The sequence below is a fragment of the Streptomyces sp. NPDC004838 genome, from assembly GCF_053600955.1.
Genome location: NZ_JBSGAW010000048.1, coordinates 1 through 22,930, shown reverse-complemented (window position 1 = coordinate 22,930; position 22,930 = coordinate 1). Strand labels below are relative to the sequence as shown.

Sequence of the window (22,930 nt, the reverse complement as noted above, 5' to 3'; positions counted from 1 at the left end):
CTCTGCCTCGTCCCCAGGTCCCCAGGAGCAGGAATGCACGGCCCCGGCCCCGGCTATGCCCCGCAGCAATCAGGTCCACCGTCGACCGCGGCGATCGTCGTGCTCCGCGTACTCTTCCTGGCCCTCTCGCTTCTCAGCTGCGGCTTGCTCGGCTGGGTCACGATGCTGCGGGTCGCGTTCATCCGCCGCCGTCAGTTCGACTGGATCATGTTCGTGACCAGCTTCTTCCTGATGATCGCGATGCTCGTCGTGATCTCGGTGTGGGGTTCGGAGCCGGAGGACAGCCTCAACCCCGGCGATGTGGTGGCGCTGCTGGGCCTGTTCATCCTGTCCGTGGGCTCGGCCGTCCACTATCTGGTGATCGATGTCCGCAACTGCGACGAGCGGAGGGCGGCGTGGTCCGGGCAGGTCGCCGGGTACCCCGCCAACGCGCAGATGCCCTCGGGCTTCGGGCCGCCGCCCGCGACACCGGGATACGGCTATCCGCCGCAGGCCGCCCGGCAGACGCCGCCTCCGGGGTACGGCTACCCGCCTCGGAACGCCCACACGCCCCCGCACACCCCGCAGCCACAGCCACAGGCACAGCCGCAACCGCAGCCGCAGCCGCACGCCCAGACTCCGCCCCCGCGCACCCCGCCGCACACCCCGCCCCCGGCCCGGCCCCCGCACACACCCGCGCACACGCCGCCCCCGCAGGCTCCCGCGCAGCCCCAGGCCCCCCAGGCTCCCGCGCAGCCGAACTCCTCCGACAAGCCCCGCATCGACCAGGTCCGGGCCGAGCTGGACGAGTTGAGTGACTACCTCCGCAAGGAGCAGGGCAGGTGAACGGACGCGTCGTCGCCGAGCGCTACGAACTGTCCACCCTCATCGGCCAAGGCGGCATGGGCCAGGTCTGGACGGCGTACGACCGCCGCCTCGACCGCCGTGTCGCCGTCAAACTCCTGCGCCCCGACCACATGGCCCACGGCTCCGACGCCGACGAGATGCGCCGCCGCTTCGTCCGCGAGTGCCGGGTGACCGCCCAGGTCACCCACCCCGGCCTGGTCACCGTCCACGACGCGGGCAGCGACACCGACGACCTCTATCTCGTCATGCAGTACGTCGAGGGCGCCGACCTCGCCGACCATCTCGCCGAGCACGAGCCCTACCCCTGGCCGTGGACCGTCTCGGTCGCCGCCCAGCTCTGCGCGGTGCTCGCCGCCGTGCACGCCGTGCCGATCGTGCACCGCGACCTCAAACCGCGGAACGTGATGGTCAAGCCCGACGGCACCGTCACCGTCCTCGACCTCGGCGTCGCCTCCGTCATCGACACCGACACCACCCGCCTCACCCACACCGGCTCACCCATCGGCAGCCCCGCCTATATGGCCCCCGAGCAGGCGATGGGCGGCGCGGTAGGCCCGTACACCGATCTGTACGCCCTCGGGGTCCTGATGCACGAACTCCTCAGCGGGAACGTGCCGTTCGCGGGCTCCACCGCCCTCGGCGTCCTCCACCGCCATCTGTACGAGGCCCCGCTGCCGGTCCGCCGGATGCGCCCCGACATCCCCCAGGCACTGGAGGCCCTCGTCCTGCGGCTGCTCGCGAAGGACCCGCAGCACCGCCCGGCCGGCGCGCAGGAGGTGTACGAAGCCCTCGCGCCGCTGCTGCCCCAGCGCGGCGTCCCCAGCGGCCCCCTCGACCCGACGCGCCCCTTTCTGCGCCCGCACGCCCCCTGGCCGGACCGGGCCGCCGCCGCGGCACCCGCCGCCGTCGTCGTACCGGGCCCGGCGCGGCCCGACGTCGCCGCCGCCGTGGACGAGGTCAAACGCCTCCTCGGCGAGGGCAGCATCACCCGAGCCGTGGACATCCTCGGCGGCATCCTCCCGGCCGCCGCCGCCGAACACGGGGAGCACTCCCCGGTCGTACGGATCCTGCGGAAGCAGTACGCGACGACGCTGATGGACGACGGCCAGTACCGCCGCGCACTGCCCGAACTGCGGCGGCTCGCCGACGACCGGGCCGCCGCAGCGGGCCCGGCCGATCCCCAGACGCTCCAGTTCCGCTACGACGCGGCCCAGTGCCTGGAGCAGCTCGGCGAAGCCGCCGCCTCGATCGCCGAGTACCGGGCGGTGCTCCCTTACTACGAGAACGGCGGCGACCCGGCCCGCGCCTTCGACGTCCGCCACCGCATAGCCAATCTGATGCTGGCGGTCGGCGACCACGCGGGAGCCAGACACCAGTTGCAGGCGCTGCTCTTCGACGCGGAGCGGATGTACGGGCCGTACCACCAGCTGCCCATCGAACTGCGCCGGGCACTGGAGCGGCAGCGGCAGTTCAACCCCTGAGCCCGTGCCCCGATTCCGCGCCCCGATTCCGTGCCCCGAACCCATGTCCTGGGCCCGCGCTCCGGCCCCGAACCCGCGCCCGCGTGACGCTTCCCGGCCTGCCGCCGATCCATCTGACATGGCGTACTCTTCCTGAACCGCCGGTGGCACCGGTGTCACCGGTGTCGCTGGGATCACCCCGCTGAACGGTGTCGACACCCCCGGCGGTACGCGCACACGGAAACACGCCGACGCGCACAGGCACGTACAAGCGTGCACGTGCACAGGCACGCACACCGACACCCACGGGGAGCTGGCGAGACGATGACTGTCCGGGGCCAGCTGTTCAGATTCGCCCTGGTGGGCGTGGTGAACACCGGAACGTACTACGGCCTCTATCTGATCCTGCTGACCTGGCTGCCGTACGTGGCCGCGCATGTGATCGCCTTCGTGCTCAGCATGATCGGGTCCTTCTTCCTCACCTCTTACTTCACCTACCGGACCCGGCCGACCTGGCGGAAGTTCTTCCTCTTCCCGCTGACGAACGCCGCGAACTTCGTGGTCACGACGACCGGTGTCTACCTTCTGGTGGACGTGTTCGACTTCGGCAGCCGGTACGCGCCGCTGATCGCGGCGGCGGCGGCCATCCCGATCACCTTCCTGGTCTCCCGGATGATCATGCTGCGGCCCGAGCCGGGGAAGCCCGACGGAGAGGCGGAACCGGCGAGGACGACCGGCGCGCTCTGACGCCGGCCTCCGGACCCCGGTCCGAGTACGAGGCGCCCCACCACGACGTGCCGAAGCACGAGGCGCTGAAGCACGAGGCGCTGAAGCACGAGGCACTGAAGCACGAGGGGCGCTGAAGCACGAGGCGCTGAAGCACGAGGCGCTGAAGCGCTGAAGCACGAGTGTCGAATTCCGGGCTGTCCCGAGTCCGGGACGGCGCGTGCCGGGGTGACGCGCGTCTCGGTCGCCGGGCGGCCCACCGCTCCCGCCCAGGTGACACGTATCTCGGACCACCGGTGAATCGTTGGAACCAATCAGTGTCCGCCAAGTAGTGGCCTACGCCACCCGGACTGCCTAACATCGATCACCGCAGGACTTTGTGACTCGACGCACAAACCTCGTCAGGAGGCTCACTTGCACCGCCGCCGTCGCACCGCGATCATCGTCTCCGCCGCGCTCATCGCCGCCGCGCCCCTGCTCACCGCCTGTAGCGACCAGGCCCACCCCGGCGCAGCCGCCGTCGTCGGCGGAGAGCGGATCGAGGTCTCCACGGTCCAGGGCGCGGTCCAGCAGGTGCGCACCGCGCAGGAGACCTCTCCGCAGGCCGCCCAGCTCATCAAGGAAAGCGGCCAGCTCAGCCGCGCCAAGCTGTACGACCTGATCGTCAACGAGGTCGTCCAGCGCGCCGCCGACGATGCGAAGGTGACCGTCAGCCGCAAGGACATGCAGGCGGGCAGGGCCGCGCTGGTCCAGCAGGCCGGCGGCCAGCAGCAGCTCGAGGCGAGCTATCTCCAGCAGCGCGGGGTCGCTCCCGACCAGCTCGGCGCCGTGATCGAGCGGGACATCCTCATCGGCAAGCTCGCCCGGACCATCGGCGCGTCCGACAGCGCACAGGGCCAGCAGAAGCTGAACGACATGTTCATCGCCGCCGCCAAGTCCCTCGACATCGACGTCAACCCGCGCTTCGGCGCGTGGGACAACCAGAAGCTGGAGCTGGGCGAGTACAAGGCTCCGTGGATCAGCCAGGTCACCAAGGCCGAGGAGCCCGTGCCATCGGGCGGCGCGTAGGGCCCGTCGGGCGCGGGCAGGGGGCAGCAGGGGGCTGGGGAGGCCGAGGTAGGTTCAAGGGGTGACCACTCCATCCCCCTCCCACTTTCCCGACGGCCGTATCGTCCTGCTCACCGCCAGCCACCGGGTCGCGCCCGGACTGCTCTCCTGGCCCGCCTGGCAGACGCTGCGCGCGGCCGACCGGGTGCTGTGCGCCGACGCGGCCCATCCGCAGCTGCCGTATCTCCGTGAGGCGGGAGTCGCCGTGGAGGCCGCCGTGCCGAGCGCGCGGGAACTGGTGGACGTGTGCGCCGGGGGCTCGACCGTCGTGGTGCTCACCTCGGGAGAAGGGGACCAGGCACTGACCGACGGCCTGGCGCGGCTCGCCGGGTCCGGGCGGGTGAGCATGCCCGACCTGGAGCTGCTGCCCGGCTCGTACGACCTTCCGGGGGCCCGGCTCCTCGATCTCGTGCAGGTCATGGACCGTATCCGGGTCGAGTGCCCCTGGTCCTCCGTACCGACGCACAAAGCCCTCGCGAAGTACGCCATCGAGGAGGCGTACGAGCTGGTCGAGGCCATCGAGGAGGGCGACCGCGACGAACTGCGGGAGGAGCTGGGGGACGTTCTCCTCCAGGTGGTCTTCCACGCCCGGATCGCGGAGGAGGACGTGGAGGCGCCGTTCTCCGTCGACGACATCGCCGGGACGATCGTCGAGAAGCTGATCCACCGGCATCCCCATGTCTTCGGCGACGAGAAGGCCGAGACCGCGGAGGACGTACGGCGGATCTGGCTCCGCACCAAGGCCGCCGAGAAGCGGCGTGACTCGGTGACGGACGGCATCCCGCTCGGCCAGCCGGGCCTGGCGCTGGCCGCGAAGCTGGCGTCGCGCGTGCGTACCTCGGAGCTTGAGGTGCGGCTCCCGGCGGGGGAGGGCATCGGTGACGAACTCCTGGCCCTCGCCGTACGGGCGGAGGCCGCCGGAACGGACCCGGAGGCGGCGCTGCGGGCGGCGGCACGGGCGTACCGGGACGCGATCCGCGCGGCGGAGGGCCTGCGGACGGGCGGCGCGGAGACCTCGGAGGACGCCGGGTAACGTCGTGGGGTGAGCTACACCCCTGCGCCCGGCTCTCGCGTTGAGCCAGGTACCGACCCCGCGCCTGGCCCTCGCCCCGAGTCCGGTACGGACTCCGCGTCCGGCACTGCCTCCGTTGCGGAGGCGGTCGGCACGCCCCGCTCCGGCACGGCGTCCGCTCGCTCCGGCACGGCGTCCGCTCGCTCCGGCACGGCGTCCGCCGACGCCGGTCCGCCCGGATCGGGCGACGCCCACGCGTCCGAGCCTGCCGCAGGCGTCGGCGCGGCGTCCGGATCCGGATCCGGCCCCGGACCGAGGACGTGCCCGGTGTCCGGTACCGCCCCCGGTGCGGACCCCGCGTCCGCCCCCGCCGCCGACACAGGCACAAGCGCCGGCACCGGCACCGGCCCCCGACTCTTCACCTGGGAGTTCGCCACCGACCCCTACCCCGCCTACGCCTGGCTCCGGCAGAACGCGCCGGTTCACCGGACCAGGCTTCCCAGCGGGGTGGAGGCATGGCTCATCACCCGGTACGCGGACGCCCGGCAGGCGCTCGCCGACCAGCGGCTGTCGAAGAACCCCGCCCACCACGCCGAGGACGCCCAGGGCAAGAGCAAGACCGGGATCCCGGGCGAGCGCAGCGCCAACCTCATGACGCATCTGCTGAACATCGATCCACCCGATCACACCCGGCTGCGGCGGCTGGTGTCGAAGGCGTTCACGCCGCGCCGGGTCGCCGAATTCGCTCCGCGCGTACAGGAGCTGACCGACCGGCTCATCGACGGATTCGCCGCGCGGGGGAGCGCGGATCTGATCCATGAGTTCGCGTTCCCGCTCCCCATCTACGCCATCTGCGATCTGCTCGGCGTTCCACCCGAGGACCAGGACGATTTCCGTGACTGGGCCGGGATGATGATCCGGCACCAGGGCGGACCGCGCGGCGGAGTGGCCCGCTCGGTCAAGAAGATTCGCGCGTACCTCGCCGAGCTGATTCACCGTAAGCGCGAGGCCCTCGGCGACGAGGGTGCCGACGATCTGATCTCCGGGCTGATCCGCGCCTCCGACCACGGGGAACATCTGACGGAGAACGAGGCCGCCGCCATGTGCTTCGTGATTCTCTTCGCGGGGTTCGAAACGACCATCAACCTCATCGGCAACAGCGCTCACGCCTTCTTCCGGAACCCCGCTCAGCGGGCTGTCTTCCAGGGCGCGGTCGACCGACGTGACGACGCCCTTCTCGACACCGCCGTGGAGGAGCTGCTCCGTTACGACGGACCCGTGGAGCTGGCCACCTGGCGCTACGCCACCCAGGAACTCGACATCGGGGGCCGGCGCATCCGGAAGGGCGAACCGGTCCTCGTCGTACTCGCCGCCGCCAATCGTGATCCCGCCCGCTTCGGGGAACCCGACATCCTGGACCTCTCCCGCTCGGACAACCCCCACCTCGGCTACGGCCACGGCATCCACTACTGCCTCGGCGCGCCGCTCGCCCGGCTGGAGGCCCGTACCGCGCTGGCGACGCTCTTCCGCCGTCTGCCGGATCTTCGGCTCGCGGGCGATCCGGCCGATTTGCGTTGGCGCGGCGGGCTGATCATGCGTGGACTGCGCAGTCTCCCGGTGGAGTTCGCACCCACAAAGAAGTGACGTGCCGTCAGGTCTGTGACTTTCGCGTGATCTGCGCTGCATCGACTTGTAACCGGGGTTGTCCCAACGCTACGTTCGCCCCGGTCCCAGCAGTCCGCGAAAGGCACCTGCATGCTCTCCGGTAATGGTCGACACCGCCGTCCTCGTCAGGCTCCGGCCCTCTTCGTGGCCGCGGGGGTGACGGGATCCGCCATCGCGATCCCCCTCCTCGGCGCGGGTTCGGCGTCGGCCGCGGACGCCGCCGTGTGGGACCGGATCGCGGAGTGCGAGAGCGCCGGTCTGTGGAGCGCGAACACCGGGAACGGCTACTACGGCGGTCTGCAGTTCTCGGCCTCCACCTGGGCGGAGTTCGGCGGCACCGAGTACGCGGCCCGCCCCGATCTGGCCAGCCGCTCGCAGCAGATAGCCGTCGCGGAGAAGGTCCTCGCCGCGCAGGGGCCCCAGGCGTGGTCCGCGTGTGCCTCGCTCGCGGGGCTGACGAACGACAACCCGGGCGACGGGGTCGACCCCGGCGTCTCGGGCGAGCCGTCCGCCGCGCCGACGAAGACCCCCTCGGGGACTCCCTCGGGCACTCCCGCTGCCGGGCAGAAGACCTCCTCCCCGTCCAAGACCGGGGCCGAGGCCCCGAAGACCCCCGCGGAAGCGACCCAGGGTGTCGGCAATGGCGACTCGGCCCCCGGCAGACACCGCGGCGAGCCCGCGCCCGACGCGACCGGATCGGCCACTCCGCCCCGGCCGGGGACCTCCACTCCGGCTGCCTCCACCACCCCCGCGACACCGGCCGGACCGGGCGACAGGGACGGGAGCCGTGAGGCGGGCGGCGACCGGGCCTCGCGCGGTGACTCCCCGGCCCGCGCCGAGACGGCCGGACAGGAAGCGGCGTCCGGGCAGGAGGCGTCGGGACAGGAGGCGTCCGGCGGCGTCGGCGAGGCGGCGGTTTCGCCCGGTACGTACACAGTTCGGCCCGGCGACAACCTCTGGGCCATCGCCGAGGAGCAGAAGCTTCCCGGCGGCTGGCCGGCCCTCTACGAGACGAACCGCGAAACCGTCGGCGCCGACCCCGACCTCATCCTTCCTGGTCAGAGTCTCGATCTCGACGCCCAGTAGGGGCAGTTCCGCCCCGGTCGGCCGTCTTTTCGCTCCAGTACGTCCGGTTCTGTGCAAGTGAGACATGGATCTCTTTGTTCGAATCGGCCCAACCCGCTTGCCGGAATGACTTATTCCGCATCCGACCTGCGGAAACGCGGGTGCCGGAGGCGGCGGGATGGGTGTTTTCTCCCCGATGTTCGTCGTTGAACATCGGGGGGAGGTGTGCCTACGGTCTGAACCGCTCGCCACCGCGGGCACCATCGACCGTCACGCCGAATCCTGCCGTCGGTCGGGGGGAACAGTCGTCGCGTAGAGCGCCGAAGGCAGGAGCGGGGGACCCAAGGTAAGTGCCGGCCCCGCCCGTTGTGAACGAACGACGGGCGTCCGGCTTGGGGTGAAGCCGCGCGCAACGTCGCGCGGCCGGGCAACTCACTACGCCCGAACCCGACAGCTCACCTCGTAGGCGTCGGTGAGGAGATCGTTCCATGCTGTTTTCCGGCAAGGGCAAGCACCGTCGTCCGTCCAAGGCCACCAAGATCGTCGCGTTCGCCGGAATCACCGGCGTGGCCGTCGCCACCCCGCTGATGGGCGCCACCTCCGCCTCCGCCGCCACCGCCGCCGAGTGGGACAAGGTCGCCCAGTGCGAGTCCGGCGGCAACTGGTCCATCAACACCGGCAACGGCTACTACGGCGGTCTGCAGTTCTCGGCCTCCACCTGGGCCGCGTTCGGTGGCACCCAGTACGCCTCCACCGCCGACAAGGCGTCCAAGTCGCAGCAGATCCAGATCGCCGAGAAGGTCCTCGCGGGCCAGGGCAAGGGTGCCTGGCCGACCTGTGGCGTGGGCCTGTCCCGCTCCGCGTACAACGGCTCCTCGGACACCGGCTCCTCGCAGCAGCAGAAGCCGCAGAAGCAGCACCAGTCCTCCCAGAAGCAGCAGTCCTCGCAGCAGCAGAAGTCGCAGCAGTCCCAGAAGTCGCAGTCCTCGCAGCGGCAGACCGAGGCCCCGACCACCCGCTCCGAGCGGTCCCAGGCCCCCGCCCAGACGAAGACCCACAAGCCCGCCGAGCAGTCCGGCAAGTCCGCCGCCAAGGTCAAGGGCTTCCAGAAGGGCGACGGCGAGTACGAGGTCAAGTCCGGCGACACCCTCAGCGGGATCGCCCAGGAGCAGGGCGTCGACGGCGGCTGGCAGAAGCTGTTCGACCTGAACAAGGACATCATCAGCGACGCCGATGTCATCTTCCCGGGCCAGCAGCTCGACCTGAGCTGACTCTCCCCGGAGCAGCGGCTCGACCTGAGCCGACTCTCCCCAGGGCCGCAGCTCGACGTGGGCTGACTCTTCCCGGCCCCCCGAGCACCCCGGTCCGGCGCACTTCCCCCGTTTGCGCCGGACCGGGGTTTCCATCTGCGCACGCTGTTACCGGTGGTAGCCATTGATCCTTTTGTCCCCCGGCGGCGCTCTTCACGCCGTTTTTCGTCCCAGGGGGCGGGCATCGACGGGTCGGCGACCCCCGGCCGGTTAGGCTCTTGCCGCAAGGCCAATGAGGCCCTGCTCCTCAGCGTCACATCCCAGAAGGAGATGCTCGTGCCGTCCATCGACGTCGTCGTAGCCCGGGAAATCCTGGACTCCCGAGGCAACCCCACCGTCGAGGTCGAGGTTGGCCTCGACGACGGAAGCACTGGCCGTGCCGCCGTCCCCTCCGGTGCGTCCACCGGTGCGTTCGAGGCTCTTGAACTCCGCGACGGGGGCGACCGCTACCAGGGCAAGGGCGTCGAGAAGGCCGTCCTCGCCGTCATCGAGCAGATCGGCCCCGAGCTGGTCGGCTACGACGCCACCGAACAGCGCCTGATCGACCAGGCCATGTTCGACCTGGACGCCACCCCGGACAAGTCCTCCCTCGGCGCCAACGCCATCCTCGGCGTCTCCCTCGCCGTGGCGCACGCCGCCTCCGAGGCGTCCGACCTGCCGCTCTTCCGCTACCTCGGCGGCCCGAACGCGCACCTGCTGCCCGTTCCGATGATGAACATCCTGAACGGCGGCTCGCACGCCGACTCCAACGTGGACATCCAGGAATTCATGATCGCCCCCATCGGCGCGGAGTCCTTCTCCGAAGCCCTGCGCTGGGGCACCGAGGTCTACCACACCCTCAAGAAGGTCCTGAAGACCAAGGGCCTGTCCACCGGCCTCGGCGACGAGGGCGGCTTCGCGCCGAACCTCGACTCCAACCGCGCCGCGCTCGACCTCATCCTCGAAGCCGTCAAGGAAGCCGGCTACGCCCCCGGCAAGGACATCGCGCTCGCGCTCGACGTCGCCGCGTCCGAGTTCTACAAGGACGGCAAGTACGAGTTCGAGGGCAAGTCCCGCTCGGCCGCCGAGATGACCGAGTACTACGAGGAACTGGTCGCCGCCTACCCGCTGGTCTCCATCGAGGACCCGCTGTTCGAGGACGACTGGGCGGGCTGGAAGGTCCTCACCGACAAGCTCGGCGCCAAGGTCCAGATCGTCGGCGACGACCTCTTCGTCACCAACCCCGAGCGCCTGGCCCGTGGCATCGAGGACGGCGCCGCGAACGCGCTCCTCGTCAAGGTCAACCAGATCGGCTCGCTGACCGAGACCCTGGACGCCGTGGAGCTGGCCCAGCGCAACGGCTTCAAGTGCATGATGTCCCACCGCTCCGGCGAGACCGAGGACGTCACCATCGCCGACCTCGCCGTCGCCACCAACTGCGGCCAGATCAAGACCGGCGCCCCCGCCCGCTCCGAGCGCGTCGCCAAGTACAACCAGCTCCTGCGCATCGAGGAGATCCTGGACGACGCCGCCGTGTACGCGGGCCGCAGCGCGTTCCCCCGCTTCAAGGACTGACCCCTTCCGGGGGCCGGGATCCCGCCCCCGCTCCGGACATCCGAAGAACGGAAAACCCGGCGAAGGCGCAGCGCGTGCGTACGTCCCCGGCCACGGTCCCGTACCGTGTCCGGGGACGTACGCGCGTACAGAGGCAGCAGGGGAGGCGAACGATGGCCGGGAAGGACCGCGACCGGTTCTCCACCGCGACCAGGCTCAGGCTGCTCGGCGAGCAGACCGCCGCCCGTGTCTACCGCTCCCAGACCAGACGGCAGGCCCGCCGCTCCCGGCTCACCGGCCGGGCGGCGTTCCTCGCGCTCGTCGTCTGCTCACTCGTCGTCGCGCTCGCCTACCCCATACGGCAGTACGTGTCCCAACGCGGCGACATCGCCGACGAGCGGGCCCGGATGGCCGAGGCCGAGCGCAAGGTCGAACGTCTGCGGGACGAGAAGGCACGGCTCCAGGACGACGTGTACATCCGGCGGCTGGCCCGCGAGCATCTGCACTACGTGCTGCCGGGCGAGACCGCGTACACGATGATCGACCCCGAGGCCGAGGAGCAACGCCGTACGGACGAGGAGTCGGCCGACCGGCCCTGGTACTCGAACGTCTGGGAAGGCGTCGACAACGCGGACCGCGACTGAACAACGGCTCGCGGCCGGGCGACAGCGGCCGGGGACCGAAGGCCGGGCGACAACGGCCCGGCGACAACGGCCGGGCGACAACGGCTCGGCGTCAACGGCCGGGCGACAACAGCTCGGCGTCAACGGCCGGGCGACAACGGAAGAACCAGATCCAAGGCAGGCATGGAAACCCCTCCACCCACCACCGAACCGACCGAGCCGACCGACGCGGACATCGCCGCGTTCAAAGAACAGCTCGGCCGGCCGCCGCGCGGGCTGCGCGCCATCGCGCACCGCTGCCCGTGCGGGCAGCCGGACGTCGTCGAGACCGCCCCCCGGCTGCCCGACGGCACGCCCTTCCCCACGCTCTACTACCTCACCTGCCCGCGGGCCGCCTCCGCGATCGGCACCCTTGAGGCGAACGGCGTGATGAAGGAGATGACCGAGCGCCTGGCGACCGACGCGGACCTCGCGGCGGCGTACCGCGCGGCCCACGAGGACTACATCGCCCGCCGCGACGCGATCGAGGTCCTCCAGGGCTTTCCCAGCGCGGGCGGCATGCCCGACCGGGTGAAGTGCCTCCACGTCCTGGTCGGCCACTCGCTGGCGGCCGGTCCCGGAGTCAACCCCCTCGGCGACGAGGCGATCGCGATGCTGCCGGAGTGGTGGCGGAAGGGCCCCTGCGTTTCGCCCTGCGGCGCGGTTTCGCCTGGCGGCGCGCCGGAGGAGTGACGGCCCGGGCCCTCCCGCGGCCTCGCCCGAGGGAGGGTTCGCGGTCTGCGTGTCCGCGTTCGCGGGTGGTCGTGCTGGGGCGCCGCCCCAGACCCCGCGCCTCAATCGCCGGCGGGGCTGTTGTGGCTTGGCTGCGTTCGGTCTGTCCGGTGCGTGGGGGCGGGGTCCGCGCTGTCGCCGCGTGTCTGTCGGGTGCGGGTGGTGGTGCTGGGGCTCCGCCCCGGACCCGGCGCCTCCATCGCCGGCGCTATCGTTCGGTCGAGGACGAACGGGAGCAAGACCAGGCCGTCCGGCGCTTGAGGGCACGCCCGAAGCGCGTACGGGGTTCGGAGCGAGCCCCGGCCACGGGCGGGGTGGTGAACCCACCCCATGACAAGGGAGGCCCCCGCACCATGACCCGCGTCGCCGCCATCGACTGCGGCACCAACTCCATCCGGCTGCTCGTCGCCGACGTCGACCCCCGCACCGGCGGACTCGTCGAACTCGACCGCCGGATGACGATCGTCCGGCTCGGCCAGGGCGTCGACCGCACGGGCCGCCTCGCCCCCGAAGCGCTGGAGCGCACCTTCGCCGCCTGCCGCGAGTACGCGGAGATCATCAAGGACCACGGCGCCGAGCGCCTCCGGTTCGTCGCGACCTCCGCGTCCCGCGACGCGGAGAACCGGGACGACTTCGTACGGGGCGTGCTCGACATCCTCGGCGTCGAACCCGAGGTGATCTCGGGCGACGAGGAGGCGGCGTTCTCGTTCACGGGCGCGACCAAGGAACTGCCCGGCCACGAGGAGCGGCTCGTCGTCGACATCGGCGGCGGATCGACGGAGCTGGTCATCGGCCGCGACCGCGTGGAGGCCGCGCGCTCCGTGAACATCGGCTGCGTCCGGCTGACCGAGCGTCACATCCGCAGCGATCCGCCCTCCGCCGAGGAGATCGCCGCGATCCGCGCCGACATCGACGCCGCACTCGACCTCGCCGCCCGGACCGTCCCCCTCGACCGTGCCCGCACCCTCGTCGGCCTGGCCGGCTCGGTGACCACCGTCGCGGGCATCGCGCTCGGCCTCGACGCGTACGAATCCGAGGCGATCCACCACTCCCGTATCTCCCGCGACACGGTCGCGCAGGTCACCCGCACGCTCCTGCGGTCCACCCACGACGAGCGGGCCGCCATCCCCGTGATGCATCCGGGACGCGTGGACGTCATCGCCGCGGGCGCCCTCGTACTGCTCACGATCATGGAGCGGATCGGGGTGCCGGAGGTGATCGTCAGCGAGCACGACATCCTCGACGGGATCGCCTGGCACGCCGCACTCGACGACGAGTGACCCTCTGGCTGTGAGGCGACCCGGAGTCCCAGGGCTCCGGGCTGCCTGCTCTCAGATGTTGCGGTCGACGTCGCGCCGGTCGCCGATCTTGACGACGAGGATGATGAGCTCGCCCTCTTCGACTTGATAGGCGACCCGGTAGCTGCCGACCCGAAGCCGATAAAGGCCGGACGGGCCGGTGAGTTTCTTGATGTCGGCGTCCTCACGGTACGGATCGTCGCCGAGCGCGGTCAGCGCGGCCAGGATGCGCATGGCGGCAGGCCGGGCGATGGCTCGAAGTTGCCGCTGTGCCGCTGTGGTGAACCGGAACGCGTACTTCACGCCGCGTCGTCAGTGCGATCGGCGAATAGGTCGGCCAGCAGCTCAGCCATAGACACCGTCGGGCCGCCCTGGGCCAGGACCGCTTCCGCTTCCCGGGCCAGCAACACGTCGGCTGCTTCCTCCAGCGCGTTGAAGTCCGCGATCGGCACCACGGCCGCGACGGGCTCGCCGTTGCGGGTGATCACCGTAGGTGTGCCCTCCTCGGCGCGATTGATGTGGTCCGCCAGGTGTGCGCGGGCTTCCCGTACCGTCACAGTGATCTCGGCCATATGGAAAGTGTACGCGCGATTGTGTACACATGCACGGGCTCGGGAGTGAGTGACGCTTTGGAGGCGATGCTCGACGGGATCGCCCTCGCGACGGCTACTCGGCGGAGGACGCCGAGTAGCCGTCGGCTGGCGCTGCGCAACGGCGCGGCACCCACCCCGGCCCGCGTTCCGCCGAGTCGGCCCCCGAACGCGAAGGGCCCGGCCAGTCGACGGACGGACTGGCCGGGCCGGGTCTCCGGCGTTCCCCCATCCCTCCTCAGCGGGTGCGTGACTTCCCGCGGACGCCGGTTCAGGGACAGTTCAGAGGCTGGTCAGGGACGGCTCACGGGCCGCGACGAGAGTCGGCTCACGGGCTGCCACACTCGTCGCACGGGCCGATCAAGGGCCGATCAAGGGCGGCTCAAGGTGCGACCGCGGACGGCCCATCGGCCGATCAGAGCGTGGACTTGAACAGCAGACGGTTGGGGGTGCCGCTGATGTTGCCGCGGATCGCGTTGGGCGTGCTGTTGTCGATCAGCCAGTTGTTGACCGTGGCGCTGGAGGCGTCCCCGTAGGTCGCCTTGTAGAGCGCCGCCACGCCGGCGACGTGCGGCGAGGCCATCGACGTACCGCTCATGCTGGTGGAGCCGCCGCCGGAGCGGGCGGAGGTGACGTTCACACCGGGTGCGTAGAGGTCGGTGCAGCGGCCGTAGTTGCTGAAGCTCGCCTTGGCGTCGCCGGAGTCCGACGCGGCGACCGAGAGGGCGCCGTTGGCGCTCGCCGGGGAGAAGTTGCAGGCGTCCCGGTTGTCGTTGCCCGCCGCCACCGAGACATGGACGCCGGAGTTGGCGAGCGCGGTGGCCGCGTTGTTCAGGGCCGCCGAGTAGCCGCCGCCGAGGGACGCGTTGGCGACCGCGGGCTTCACGGCGTTCTGCCGGACCCAGTCGAAGCCGGCGATGATGCCCGAGAAGGAGCCGGAGCCCCGGCAGTCGAGCACGCGTATGCCGCGGAGCTGGACGCCCTTGGCCACGCCGTACGTCGTGCCGCCGACCGTGCCCGCCACATGGGTGCCGTGACCGTTGCAGTCCTGGCCGTTGCCGCCGAAGGCGTCGAAGACGTTGCGGGCCCGGCCGCCGAAGTCGGGATGGGCCGTGGAGATGCCCGAGTCGATGATGTACGCGGTGACGCCGGAGCCGTTGCGGGTGTACGTGTACGTCGTGTTCCGGCCGCTGCGCTGGTCCGTGCGGTCCAGGCCCCACGGCGCGTTGTTCTGCGTCGCCGAGGTGGTGACCTTCTGGTCCTCCTCGATGGACAGGACCCTCGAGTCACCGCGGAGCGCCTTGAGCTGACCGGGAGCCAGGTCCGCGGCGAAGCCGTTGATGACCTTGTCGTACACGTACTCGGTCTCCACCGACTTCGCGCGGGCGAGATCGGCCGGGTCGGCCCCGGCCTTGAGGGTGACGATGTACCGGCCCTTGATCTCCTGGGCGGCCGGGGCTTCGGCGACCTTGAGCAGCGGGGTCGGCTCCGGTGCCGGGGCGGCGGAGCCGATGGCCGGGACGAGGGCGAGGGGGACGGCGATGGCGGTGGCACCGGTGATGAGGATGGCGAGGTGTTTTCTGCGCATGGAGAAGCCGACACCTTTCGTGTTCCGGCCGCGGTGTGCCGACGGCCGGTGAGTGGGGGACGCGCCCCTGCCGTGCTGGGGATGCGGGGCAGGGGCGCGGAAGGTGGAGCAGCGCGCCGCTGGGGGGCGGCGGTGACGGTGCGCGGGGCGCGTCGGCCCCGCGGCTGTGCACAGGCCGTACGGTGACGAGGACCGCCGGATCCGGGCCGCCTGTCCCTCGTGACAGGCCGGCCGACACGCACCGGAGGGGGCGGCCTGCGGGCGGGGTCACCGCTCGCGGGGACCTCCTTGTCCGCCGGGCGTGGCGACAACATAGCCGGGGCGGCCGAGAGTTGACCACGGCCGAAACGGGCGTGACCGATTGCGGACACCGGCCTGCCGTATTGGCCGGTTCCGTGGTCAAGGCGACGGCACCGCCCTAGGGTCGGACCATGCCTGCCGATGATCGTCACGGGGACACGGCCGGTCGCCCCCGCGCGTCCGGCGCCGCCGCCGGGCCCGAACCGGGCGAGGGGAGCACCGGACCCGACCCGGTCGAGACCGCCGCGGCGGCCGCGTACCGCGAACTGGGCGCGGCGGCGGACTCCCTGGACACCCTGCCCCCGGAGGTACGGGAGTGGCTCGGCGCGCGGCGGCTCGTCGACGCGGCGCGGCAGCACGCCAACTCACCGGAGCGCGCGCTGCACGAACTGGTCGCCGATCAGCGGCAGCGGCTCGGCGAACTGCACAGCGGCCTGGACGCGCTCCATGACGTCCTGCGGCTGATGCCCGATCTGCGGCAGGCAGGCCGTGAGGTCGTCAAGGCGGAGTTCTTCGCCGACCGGTCCCAGCTCAGGGAGCGGATGCACGATCTGGACGTCCTGTGCCGGGATGTGATCCTCGGTCTGCGCAGCACCTTTCCCGCCCCCGAGGTGCTGGAGGCCGGTCTGGAGGAGGATCTGGCGATGCTCGCGCGCGGCGTCGAGATGCGGCTCCTCGTCGCGAACCGGGCCGTCCGCCGGCCCGGAGCCTCCCGCTATCTCTCCGTCATGCACGAACACGGCGCGCAGATACGGCTCGCCACGACCGTTCCCCTCCATCTCAATGTGGTCGACCGCGCGGTCACCATCCTGGCGCTCGATCCCGCCGAGGGCCCGGCCGAGCCCGCCGAGGACGTCGTCCTGCACAGCATCCGCCTCGCCTCCTGCTTCATCCGGGTCTTCGAGCACCACTGGGACACCGGCCGCCCCTACGAGACGGCCCCCGGCGGCGGCGTCCCCGCGGAGGACTGGACGCCGAGGGAGCGCGAGGTGCTGGCCCTGCTCGCCGCGGGAGCCAAGGACGAGGCGATCGCCCGCCGGCTCGGCTGCTCGGAGCGGACCTTGCGCCGGCTCCTGACCGGGCTGGTGGCCCGACTCGGCGCGGAGAGCCGCTTCGCGGCGGGGGTGCGGGCCGCCCGGCTGGGCCTCCTCGACGGGGCGTAAGCGGTCACCGGGGCGTGAACGGTCACCGGGCCGGGTCGTGAACGGTCACCGGGGCTTGAGCGGTCTCCGGGCCGGGTCGTGAGCGGTCTCCGGGCCGGGTACGTGAACGGTCATCGGGGCGTGAGCGGTCACCGGTTCGTCAGCCGTCTCCGGGGTGTGAACGGTCACACGTTCGTCAGCGGTCACCGAACCGTGAAATGATCACCGTGACCGGCCTCGGGCGCACGCTCCGGCCATACGGCCGACAGCACGGCGTCCGCCTGGCTCCGCCCGCCTCCGCCGCGCTCGGCGCAGGGGGCCGGAACGCGTCGGCGGCCCTGGCCCGTACGCCCGATCCATTGCACGGAGTGCGTCCCGAACTCGCATAAATGCGCCCCGCGATGAGACCCCTGTGAGCAACTTCGTGAAGTTCTTCACAAGGAAAAGGGGCCTGATGGGGGCGGTAGGAGGCCGAAAGACCCTCCTTATGGAGCCCCCGTGCCGGGCAGAGTGGCCGCCGAGGGATTCCCGGCATGTTTCGGGGGCGTGAACAAGGGGGGCGGATGCCACCCCGACGCACCTCAAGGAGGCAGCTCACAAGGGGTGTGCAACGTTCGGGAGGGGGCGCGGTTCCCCCTGTCTCCCATGATCTGGATCACGCGGGCGGCGCAGTGTAGCAGAGGTGGACCCACACCTTGTGAAGGGGCTCACGAGCACCCCCTACCAGGGGGGTGGATACTCGATGGCATGAGCACCACGGAGCGTCCCAGGATCCTCGTCGTAGGCGGTGGGTACGTTGGCTTGTACGCGGCACGGCGCATTCTGAAGAAGATGCGCTACGGCGAGGCGACGGTCACCGTCGTCGACCCCCGCTCGTACATGACGTACCAGCCCTTCCTCCCCGAAGCCGCCGCAGGCAGCATCTCACCTCGGCATGTCGTCGTCCCGCTGCGGCGCGTGCTGCCCAAGGCTGAGGTGCTCACCGGGCGAGTCACCACCATCGACCAGGACCGCAAGGTCGCCACGATCTCTCCCCTCGTCGGCGAGGCGTACGAGCTGCCGTTCGACTACCTGGTGGTCGCGCTGGGCGCGATCTCCCGCACCTTCCCGATCCCCGGCCTCGCCGAGCAGGGCATCGGCATGAAGGGCATCGAAGAGGCCATCGGCCTGCGCAACCATGTGCTGGAGCAGCTCGACAAGGCCGACTCCACGACCGACGAGGAGGTCCGCCGCAAGGCGCTGACCTTCGTCTTCGTCGGCGGCGGCTTCGCCGGCGCCGAGACCATCGGCGAGATGGAGGACCTGGCGCGCGACGCGGCCAAGTACTACGGCAACGTCAAGCGCGAGGACATGCGCTTCATCCTCGTCGACGCCGCCGACAAGATCCTTCCCGAGGTCGGGCCCAAGCTCGGCCAGTACGGCAAGGAGCACCTGGAGAGCCGGGGCGTCGAGATCTACCTGTCGACGTCGATGGAGTCCTGCGTCGACGGCCGGGTCGTGCTCAAGAACGGCCTCGAGGTCGACTCCAACACCATCGTGTGGACCGCCGGCGTGAAGCCGAACCCCGCGCTCGCGCGCTACGGTCTGCCGCTCGGCCCGCGCGGCCACGTCGACACCGCCACGACGCTCCAGGTGCAGGGCACCGACTACATCTGGGCCGCGGGCGACAACGCGCAGGTCCCGGATGTCGCCGCCCGCAAGGCCGGAGTCGAGAACGCCTGGTGCCCGCCGAACGCCCAGCACGCGCTGCGCCAGTCCAAGGTCCTCGGCGACAACGTGATCGCCGGCATGCGGGGCTTCCCGCAGAAGGAGTACAGCCACGCCAACAAGGGCGCCGTCGCCGGGCTCGGGCTGCACAAGGGCGTCGCGATGATCGTCATGGGCAAGATGAAGATCAAGCTCCGCGGCCGGCTGGCGTGGTACATGCACCGCGGCTACCACGGTCTGGCCATGCCGACCTGGAACCGTAAGATCCGCGTCTTCGCGGACTGGACGCTCGCGATGTTCCTCAAGCGCGAGGTCGTCTCGCTCGGCGCGATCGAGACTCCCCGCGAGGAGTTCTACGAGGCCGCCAAGCCGGCCCCCGCGGCCGTCGCCGCCGGGTCCGCTCCGTCTCCGGAGAAGGCCAAGGCGTCCTGACCCGCGACTGACGCAGGTCATCCCGGCACGCCCGAAGGGGCCGCCCGCCATCCGTGGTGCGGGCGGCCCCTTCGCCGTGCCCGGCCGCGGTGCCTTTTCGGGCGTGCTCGTACGCCGTGCCCGTCCGTCACACCCGCCTGTGCCCCCTCCCCGTCCCCCTCCTCGCGCTCCCCCTCCCCTCCCCGTCCTCTCTCCGCGCCCCTGCTTCGGGCGTCCCCTGCCCCGCCCCTTCCGCGTTCCCTCGCCGCATCGCCTCGCCGCGTTCCCTCGTCGCCTCCCGTGCCCCGAAAGGCCGTCCCCGTGGGCCGCGTGCGGCCCAATCGCACCGCCGAGTGGGGGCTTAAGGGGAGAAAGCGGTCGGGAATCCCGCCGATCGGGAAGCACCCAGAGTGGTCGGTTTGTTGCAGGAGACAGCAATCCGCAAGTCGAAAGCTCGTGGAGGTGTGAGCCATGGCAGATGCCGCACTGCGGCTGACCGCCCTCGCCGAAGAGATGCTGGGGACGCCATTCCCGGTCCGGGTACGGGCCTGGGACGGATCGGAATCGGGACCACCGGAAGGACCCGTGCTCGTCGTACGGCACCGGCGCGCTCTGCGCCGGCTGCTCTGGCGTCCGGGGGAGCTGGGGCTCGCGCGGGCGTGGGTCGCCGGAGAGATCGATGTGGAGGGCGACCTCTACACGGTCCTCGACCGGCTGACCGGCACCCTCTGGGCGCGGGAACGGCACCCGAAGCCGGAGCGAAGGCCCGCACCGGGGACGTCGGACCAGGGCGACCAGCCGCCGCGTTCCCTGCGCGACCCGCGTACGCGAGCCGCCGTACGCACCCTGCTCCAGCTCGGCGGCGCACTGCCGCCCCCGCCCCCGCCCGTCGAGGAAGCCCGCCGCCGCAGGGGCTCCACCCACACCAAACACCGCGACAAACAGGCCATCAGCCACCACTACGACGTCGGCAACGACTTCTACGAACTCGTCCTCGGGCCCTCCATGGTCTACTCGTGCGCTTACTGGGAGGCCGAGAACGCCACGCTGGAGGACGCCCAGCGCGACAAGCTCGACCTCGTCTGCCGCAAGCTCGGCCTCAAGAAGGGCGACCGGCTGCTCGACGTCGGCTGCGGCTGGGGCTCCATGGCCATGCACGCGGCCAAGGAGTACGGAGTCCAGGTCACCGGCGTCACGCTCTCCCGCGAGCAGGCCACGTACGCCCGTAAGCGCATCGCCGAAGCCGGGCTCACCGACCGGGTCGAGATCCGCGTCCAGGACTACCGGGACGTCAGGGACGGCCCGTACGACGCCATCTCCTCCATCGGCATGGCCGAGCACGTCGGCTCGGTCCGGTACCAGGAGTACGCCACCCAGCTCCACGCGCTCCTCAAGCCGGGCGGACGGCTGCTGAACCACCAGATCGCCCGCCGCCCGGAGAAGAACGAAGCCGCCTACCGGGTCGACGAGTTCATCGACCGGTACGTCTTCCCCGACGGGGAGCTGTCGCCGCTCGGCCGTACCGTCGCCGGCCTCGAGGAGGCCGGCTTTGAAGTACGGGACGTCGAGTCGATCCGTGAGCACTACGCCCTCACCCTGCGGCGCTGGGTCGCCAACCTGGAGGCGCAGTGGCGTCGGGCGATGACCCTCAGCTCACCGGGCCGCGCCCGCGTCTGGCGGATCTACATGGCCGCCTCCGCGCTCGCCTTCGAGCGCAACCGGATCGGCGTCAACCAGATCCTCGCCGTGAAGGCGACGGACGAGGGAGGTTCCGGGCTGCCCCTGCGCACCCGCGACTGGAACTGAGCACCGCCGCCGCGGCCTTACGTATCAGCCGTACCGCCCCGACCCCGACCCCGCCCCCGACCGCCCACTCGCGACGATCCGGCGGCGACCGGGCCGCACGGGCAGCACGGGCCGCCACGATGCGAGCGGGCCGAACGAGGGACGAGCGAGCCGCACGAGCCCGACGCGGGACAGGCGCGGGACGGAACGCAAGACGAACGCAAGACGAACGCAGGACGGACGACGAGAGGGTCCCCGCGACACCAGATCGCGGGGACCCTCTCCCTACTTCCGTAACGCCCGTACGCGCCTCCCGAACCCGCTGCCCGTACGGCTGTCGCGCTACTCCGTCTTGATGGCCGTCAGCATGTTCAGCCGCGCGGCGCTGCGGGCGGGCCACATCGCGGCCAGCACACCCACCACACCGGCCAGGAGGAGGAAGATCCCGATCCGCTCCCACGGCAGGACCAGCACGTACCCCGGAATGCCGCTCTTGAACGTCTCGCCGATCGCCCAGGCCAGGAACGTTCCGAGGGCCACGCCGATCACCGCGCCGAAGAGCGAGATCACGACGGCCTCCAGACGGATCATGCGCTTGACCTTGCGGCGGTCCAGTCCGATCGCCCGCAGCATGCCGATCTCCTGCTGGCGCTCGAAGACGGACATGGCCAGGGTGTTGACGACGCCCAGGATCGCGATGATCAGGGCCATCGCCAGCAGGCCGTACATGATGTTCAGCATCGTGTTGATCAGCCCGCCGAACATGTTCCGGATGTCCTGCTTGTCCATGACGTTCATGCCGGGGTTGTCGCCCAGCGCGCTCACCAGGGCCTGCTCATTGGCCTCGGTCTCGCCGCCGTCCATCTTCACCCAGATCTCGCGGATGTCGGGCTTGGCCTCGAACGGGGCGGTCACGGTGTTCGACAGGATGAAGGGCGCGAGGAACTCGGTGTCCTCGAAGACCGCGCCGATCGTCAGGTTCTTGGTCGCCTTCTCGCCGTTGCCGTCGAAGACCGCCGGCATGGCGTCACCGGTCTTCCAGCCGTACTTGTCGGCGATCTCCTCAGCGATGGCGACCTGGCCGTCGGCCAGTGTGTCGAACGAGCCGGAGACCGTCTTCAGATTGAAGACCTTCTGCACCCCGGCGGGGTCGACGGCGGAGATGGAACGTTCCTCGCCCTTGACCTCCATATAGGCGATCTGCTGGCGGGAGATCCCCTCGACGCCCTTCGCCTTCTCCAGCGCGGTCAGGGCCGACTGGTCCAGGGAGCCGCCGTTGGCCATCGTGACCATGTAGTCGGCGCGGACGCCGTCCGTGGTCATCTTGTCGATGGCCTGGCCCAGCGTGACGCCCATCACGGTGAGTCCGGTGACCAGGGTGAGGCCGATCGCCAGCGCGGAGGCGGTGGCTCCGGTACGGCGGGGGTTACGGACCGCGTTCTGCCCGGCGAGCTTGCCGGAGACCCCGAACACCTTGTGCAGCAGCGGTCGCACCAGCGCGATCATCGGGCGGGACAGCAGCGGGATGAGCACGATGATGCCGATGAGCGCCAGGAAGGCACCGCCCCCGATGAGAATCCGGCCGTCGGTGCCGCGGGTCACCGCTCCGGCGAAGATGGCCCCGAGGCCGGCCAGGGTGACGATGCCGCCGATGGTGTTCCGGACGACCAGGGACTTGGTGGTGGCCACCGCGTGGGCGCTGCCCATCGCCGCGACCGGCGGGATCTTCGAGGCACGGCGGGCGGGCAGCCACGCGGCGAGCACGGTGATCAGCACACCGACGGTGAGCGCGGCGATGACGGCGGTGGGGGAGACGATCAGCGAACCGTTCGGGATCTTCGCGCCGAAGGTGTCCATCGCGGCCCGCAGTCCCACCGCGAGTCCGAGGCCGACCGCGAAGCCGATGACGGAGGCGATCGCGCCGACCACCATGGCTTCCAGGATCACCGAGCGCTTGACCTGGCGGCGGGACGCGCCGACCGCGCGCAGCA

Annotated in this window: 19 protein-coding genes and 1 riboswitch; of the genes, 15 read left to right on the top strand and 4 right to left on the bottom strand. The window is 71.0% G+C overall.

The features are described 5' to 3' along the window. Window positions 1-33: 33 nt before the first annotated feature. From ACWEFL_RS34465 to ACWEFL_RS34410, 12 genes are all read left to right on the top strand, one after another. Window positions 34-825, top strand: coding sequence for a hypothetical protein (locus tag ACWEFL_RS34465; protein WP_451720729.1), 792 nt, complete (start codon window positions 34-36; stop codon window positions 823-825). Continuing rightward, a complete protein-coding gene (locus ACWEFL_RS34460) occupies window positions 822-2,327 on the top strand; it encodes a protein kinase domain-containing protein (protein WP_451720727.1) in 1,506 nt (501 codons plus the stop codon). Before ACWEFL_RS34465 ends, ACWEFL_RS34460 begins: the two co-directional genes overlap by 4 nt. A gap of 303 nt (window positions 2,328-2,630) precedes the next feature. Then, window positions 2,631-3,053, top strand: a complete 423-nt coding sequence (locus ACWEFL_RS34455; RefSeq protein ID WP_451720725.1) for a GtrA family protein — start codon at window positions 2,631-2,633, stop codon at window positions 3,051-3,053. 393 nt (window positions 3,054-3,446) lie between these two features. Continuing rightward, a complete protein-coding gene (locus tag ACWEFL_RS34450; protein ID WP_451720723.1) occupies window positions 3,447-4,100 on the top strand; it encodes a SurA N-terminal domain-containing protein in 654 nt (217 codons plus the stop codon). A 61-nt stretch (window positions 4,101-4,161) separates the two neighbouring features. Further along, window positions 4,162-5,172, top strand: a complete 1,011-nt coding sequence (locus ACWEFL_RS34445; protein ID WP_451720721.1) for a nucleoside triphosphate pyrophosphohydrolase — start codon at window positions 4,162-4,164, stop codon at window positions 5,170-5,172. Between the two features lie 306 nt (window positions 5,173-5,478). Next, window positions 5,479-6,795 carry a cytochrome P450 family protein gene (locus tag ACWEFL_RS34440; RefSeq protein ID WP_451720719.1) on the top strand — a complete coding sequence of 439 codons (1,317 nt, stop codon included), beginning with the start codon at window positions 5,479-5,481 and terminating at the stop codon, window positions 6,793-6,795. 111 nt (window positions 6,796-6,906) lie between these two features. Next, window positions 6,907-7,902 carry a transglycosylase family protein gene (locus ACWEFL_RS34435; protein WP_451720717.1) on the top strand — a complete coding sequence of 332 codons (996 nt, stop codon included), beginning with the start codon at window positions 6,907-6,909 and terminating at the stop codon, window positions 7,900-7,902. 287 nt (window positions 7,903-8,189) lie between these two features. Beyond that, window positions 8,190-8,365: riboswitch (cyclic di-AMP (ydaO/yuaA leader) on the top strand. A 4-nt stretch (window positions 8,366-8,369) separates the two neighbouring features. Beyond that, window positions 8,370-9,152, top strand: coding sequence for a transglycosylase family protein (locus tag ACWEFL_RS34430; protein WP_451720715.1), 783 nt, complete (start codon window positions 8,370-8,372; stop codon window positions 9,150-9,152). A 309-nt stretch (window positions 9,153-9,461) separates the two neighbouring features. Beyond that, window positions 9,462-10,745 (top strand): phosphopyruvate hydratase, encoded by a 1,284-nt coding sequence (gene eno, locus ACWEFL_RS34425; protein ID WP_451720713.1) that lies wholly within the window; start codon window positions 9,462-9,464, stop codon window positions 10,743-10,745. Between the two features lie 152 nt (window positions 10,746-10,897). Continuing rightward, complete coding sequence (locus ACWEFL_RS34420; RefSeq protein WP_451720711.1) at window positions 10,898-11,368, top strand: FtsB family cell division protein; 471 nt, start codon at window positions 10,898-10,900, stop codon at window positions 11,366-11,368. Between the two features lie 162 nt (window positions 11,369-11,530). Beyond that, window positions 11,531-12,079: a DUF501 domain-containing protein gene (locus ACWEFL_RS34415; protein ID WP_451720709.1), complete on the top strand. Its 549-nt coding sequence runs from the start codon at window positions 11,531-11,533 to the stop codon at window positions 12,077-12,079. A gap of 392 nt (window positions 12,080-12,471) precedes the next feature. After that, window positions 12,472-13,398, top strand: a complete 927-nt coding sequence (locus ACWEFL_RS34410; RefSeq protein WP_451720707.1) for a Ppx/GppA phosphatase family protein — start codon at window positions 12,472-12,474, stop codon at window positions 13,396-13,398. Window positions 13,399-13,449: 51 nt separating this feature from the next. Here ACWEFL_RS34410 and ACWEFL_RS34405 read toward each other — a convergent pair whose 3' ends face one another. From ACWEFL_RS34405 to ACWEFL_RS34395, 3 genes are all read right to left on the bottom strand, one after another. Further along, window positions 13,450-13,719, bottom strand: a complete 270-nt coding sequence (locus ACWEFL_RS34405; RefSeq protein WP_451720705.1) for a type II toxin-antitoxin system RelE family toxin — start codon at window positions 13,717-13,719, stop codon at window positions 13,450-13,452. Continuing rightward, a complete protein-coding gene (locus tag ACWEFL_RS34400; RefSeq protein ID WP_451720703.1) occupies window positions 13,716-13,988 on the bottom strand; it encodes a type II toxin-antitoxin system Phd/YefM family antitoxin in 273 nt (90 codons plus the stop codon). The genes ACWEFL_RS34405 and ACWEFL_RS34400 overlap by 4 nt, the downstream gene beginning before the upstream one ends. Before the next feature lie 433 nt (window positions 13,989-14,421). After that, the gene (locus ACWEFL_RS34395; protein ID WP_451720701.1) at window positions 14,422-15,594 is read right to left on the bottom strand and encodes a S8 family peptidase; all 1,173 of its coding nucleotides are present in this window, start codon (window positions 15,592-15,594) and stop codon (window positions 14,422-14,424) included. A 431-nt stretch (window positions 15,595-16,025) separates the two neighbouring features. Between ACWEFL_RS34395 and ACWEFL_RS34390 the strand changes: the two genes are divergently transcribed. From ACWEFL_RS34390 to ACWEFL_RS34380, 3 genes are all read left to right on the top strand, one after another. Further along, complete coding sequence (locus tag ACWEFL_RS34390; RefSeq protein ID WP_451720699.1) at window positions 16,026-17,057, top strand: LuxR C-terminal-related transcriptional regulator; 1,032 nt, start codon at window positions 16,026-16,028, stop codon at window positions 17,055-17,057. Window positions 17,058-17,783: 726 nt separating this feature from the next. Beyond that, window positions 17,784-19,175 (top strand): NAD(P)/FAD-dependent oxidoreductase, encoded by a 1,392-nt coding sequence (locus ACWEFL_RS34385; protein ID WP_451720697.1) that lies wholly within the window; start codon window positions 17,784-17,786, stop codon window positions 19,173-19,175. Window positions 19,176-19,625: 450 nt separating this feature from the next. Next, complete coding sequence (locus ACWEFL_RS34380) at window positions 19,626-20,960, top strand: class I SAM-dependent methyltransferase (protein WP_451720695.1); 1,335 nt, start codon at window positions 19,626-19,628, stop codon at window positions 20,958-20,960. A gap of 321 nt (window positions 20,961-21,281) precedes the next feature. On the opposite strand, the gene ACWEFL_RS34375 is transcribed toward ACWEFL_RS34380, so the two are convergent. Then, window positions 21,282-22,930 (bottom strand): ABC transporter permease (locus ACWEFL_RS34375; protein WP_451720693.1); only part of this gene is annotated, 1,649 nt, incomplete at its 5' end.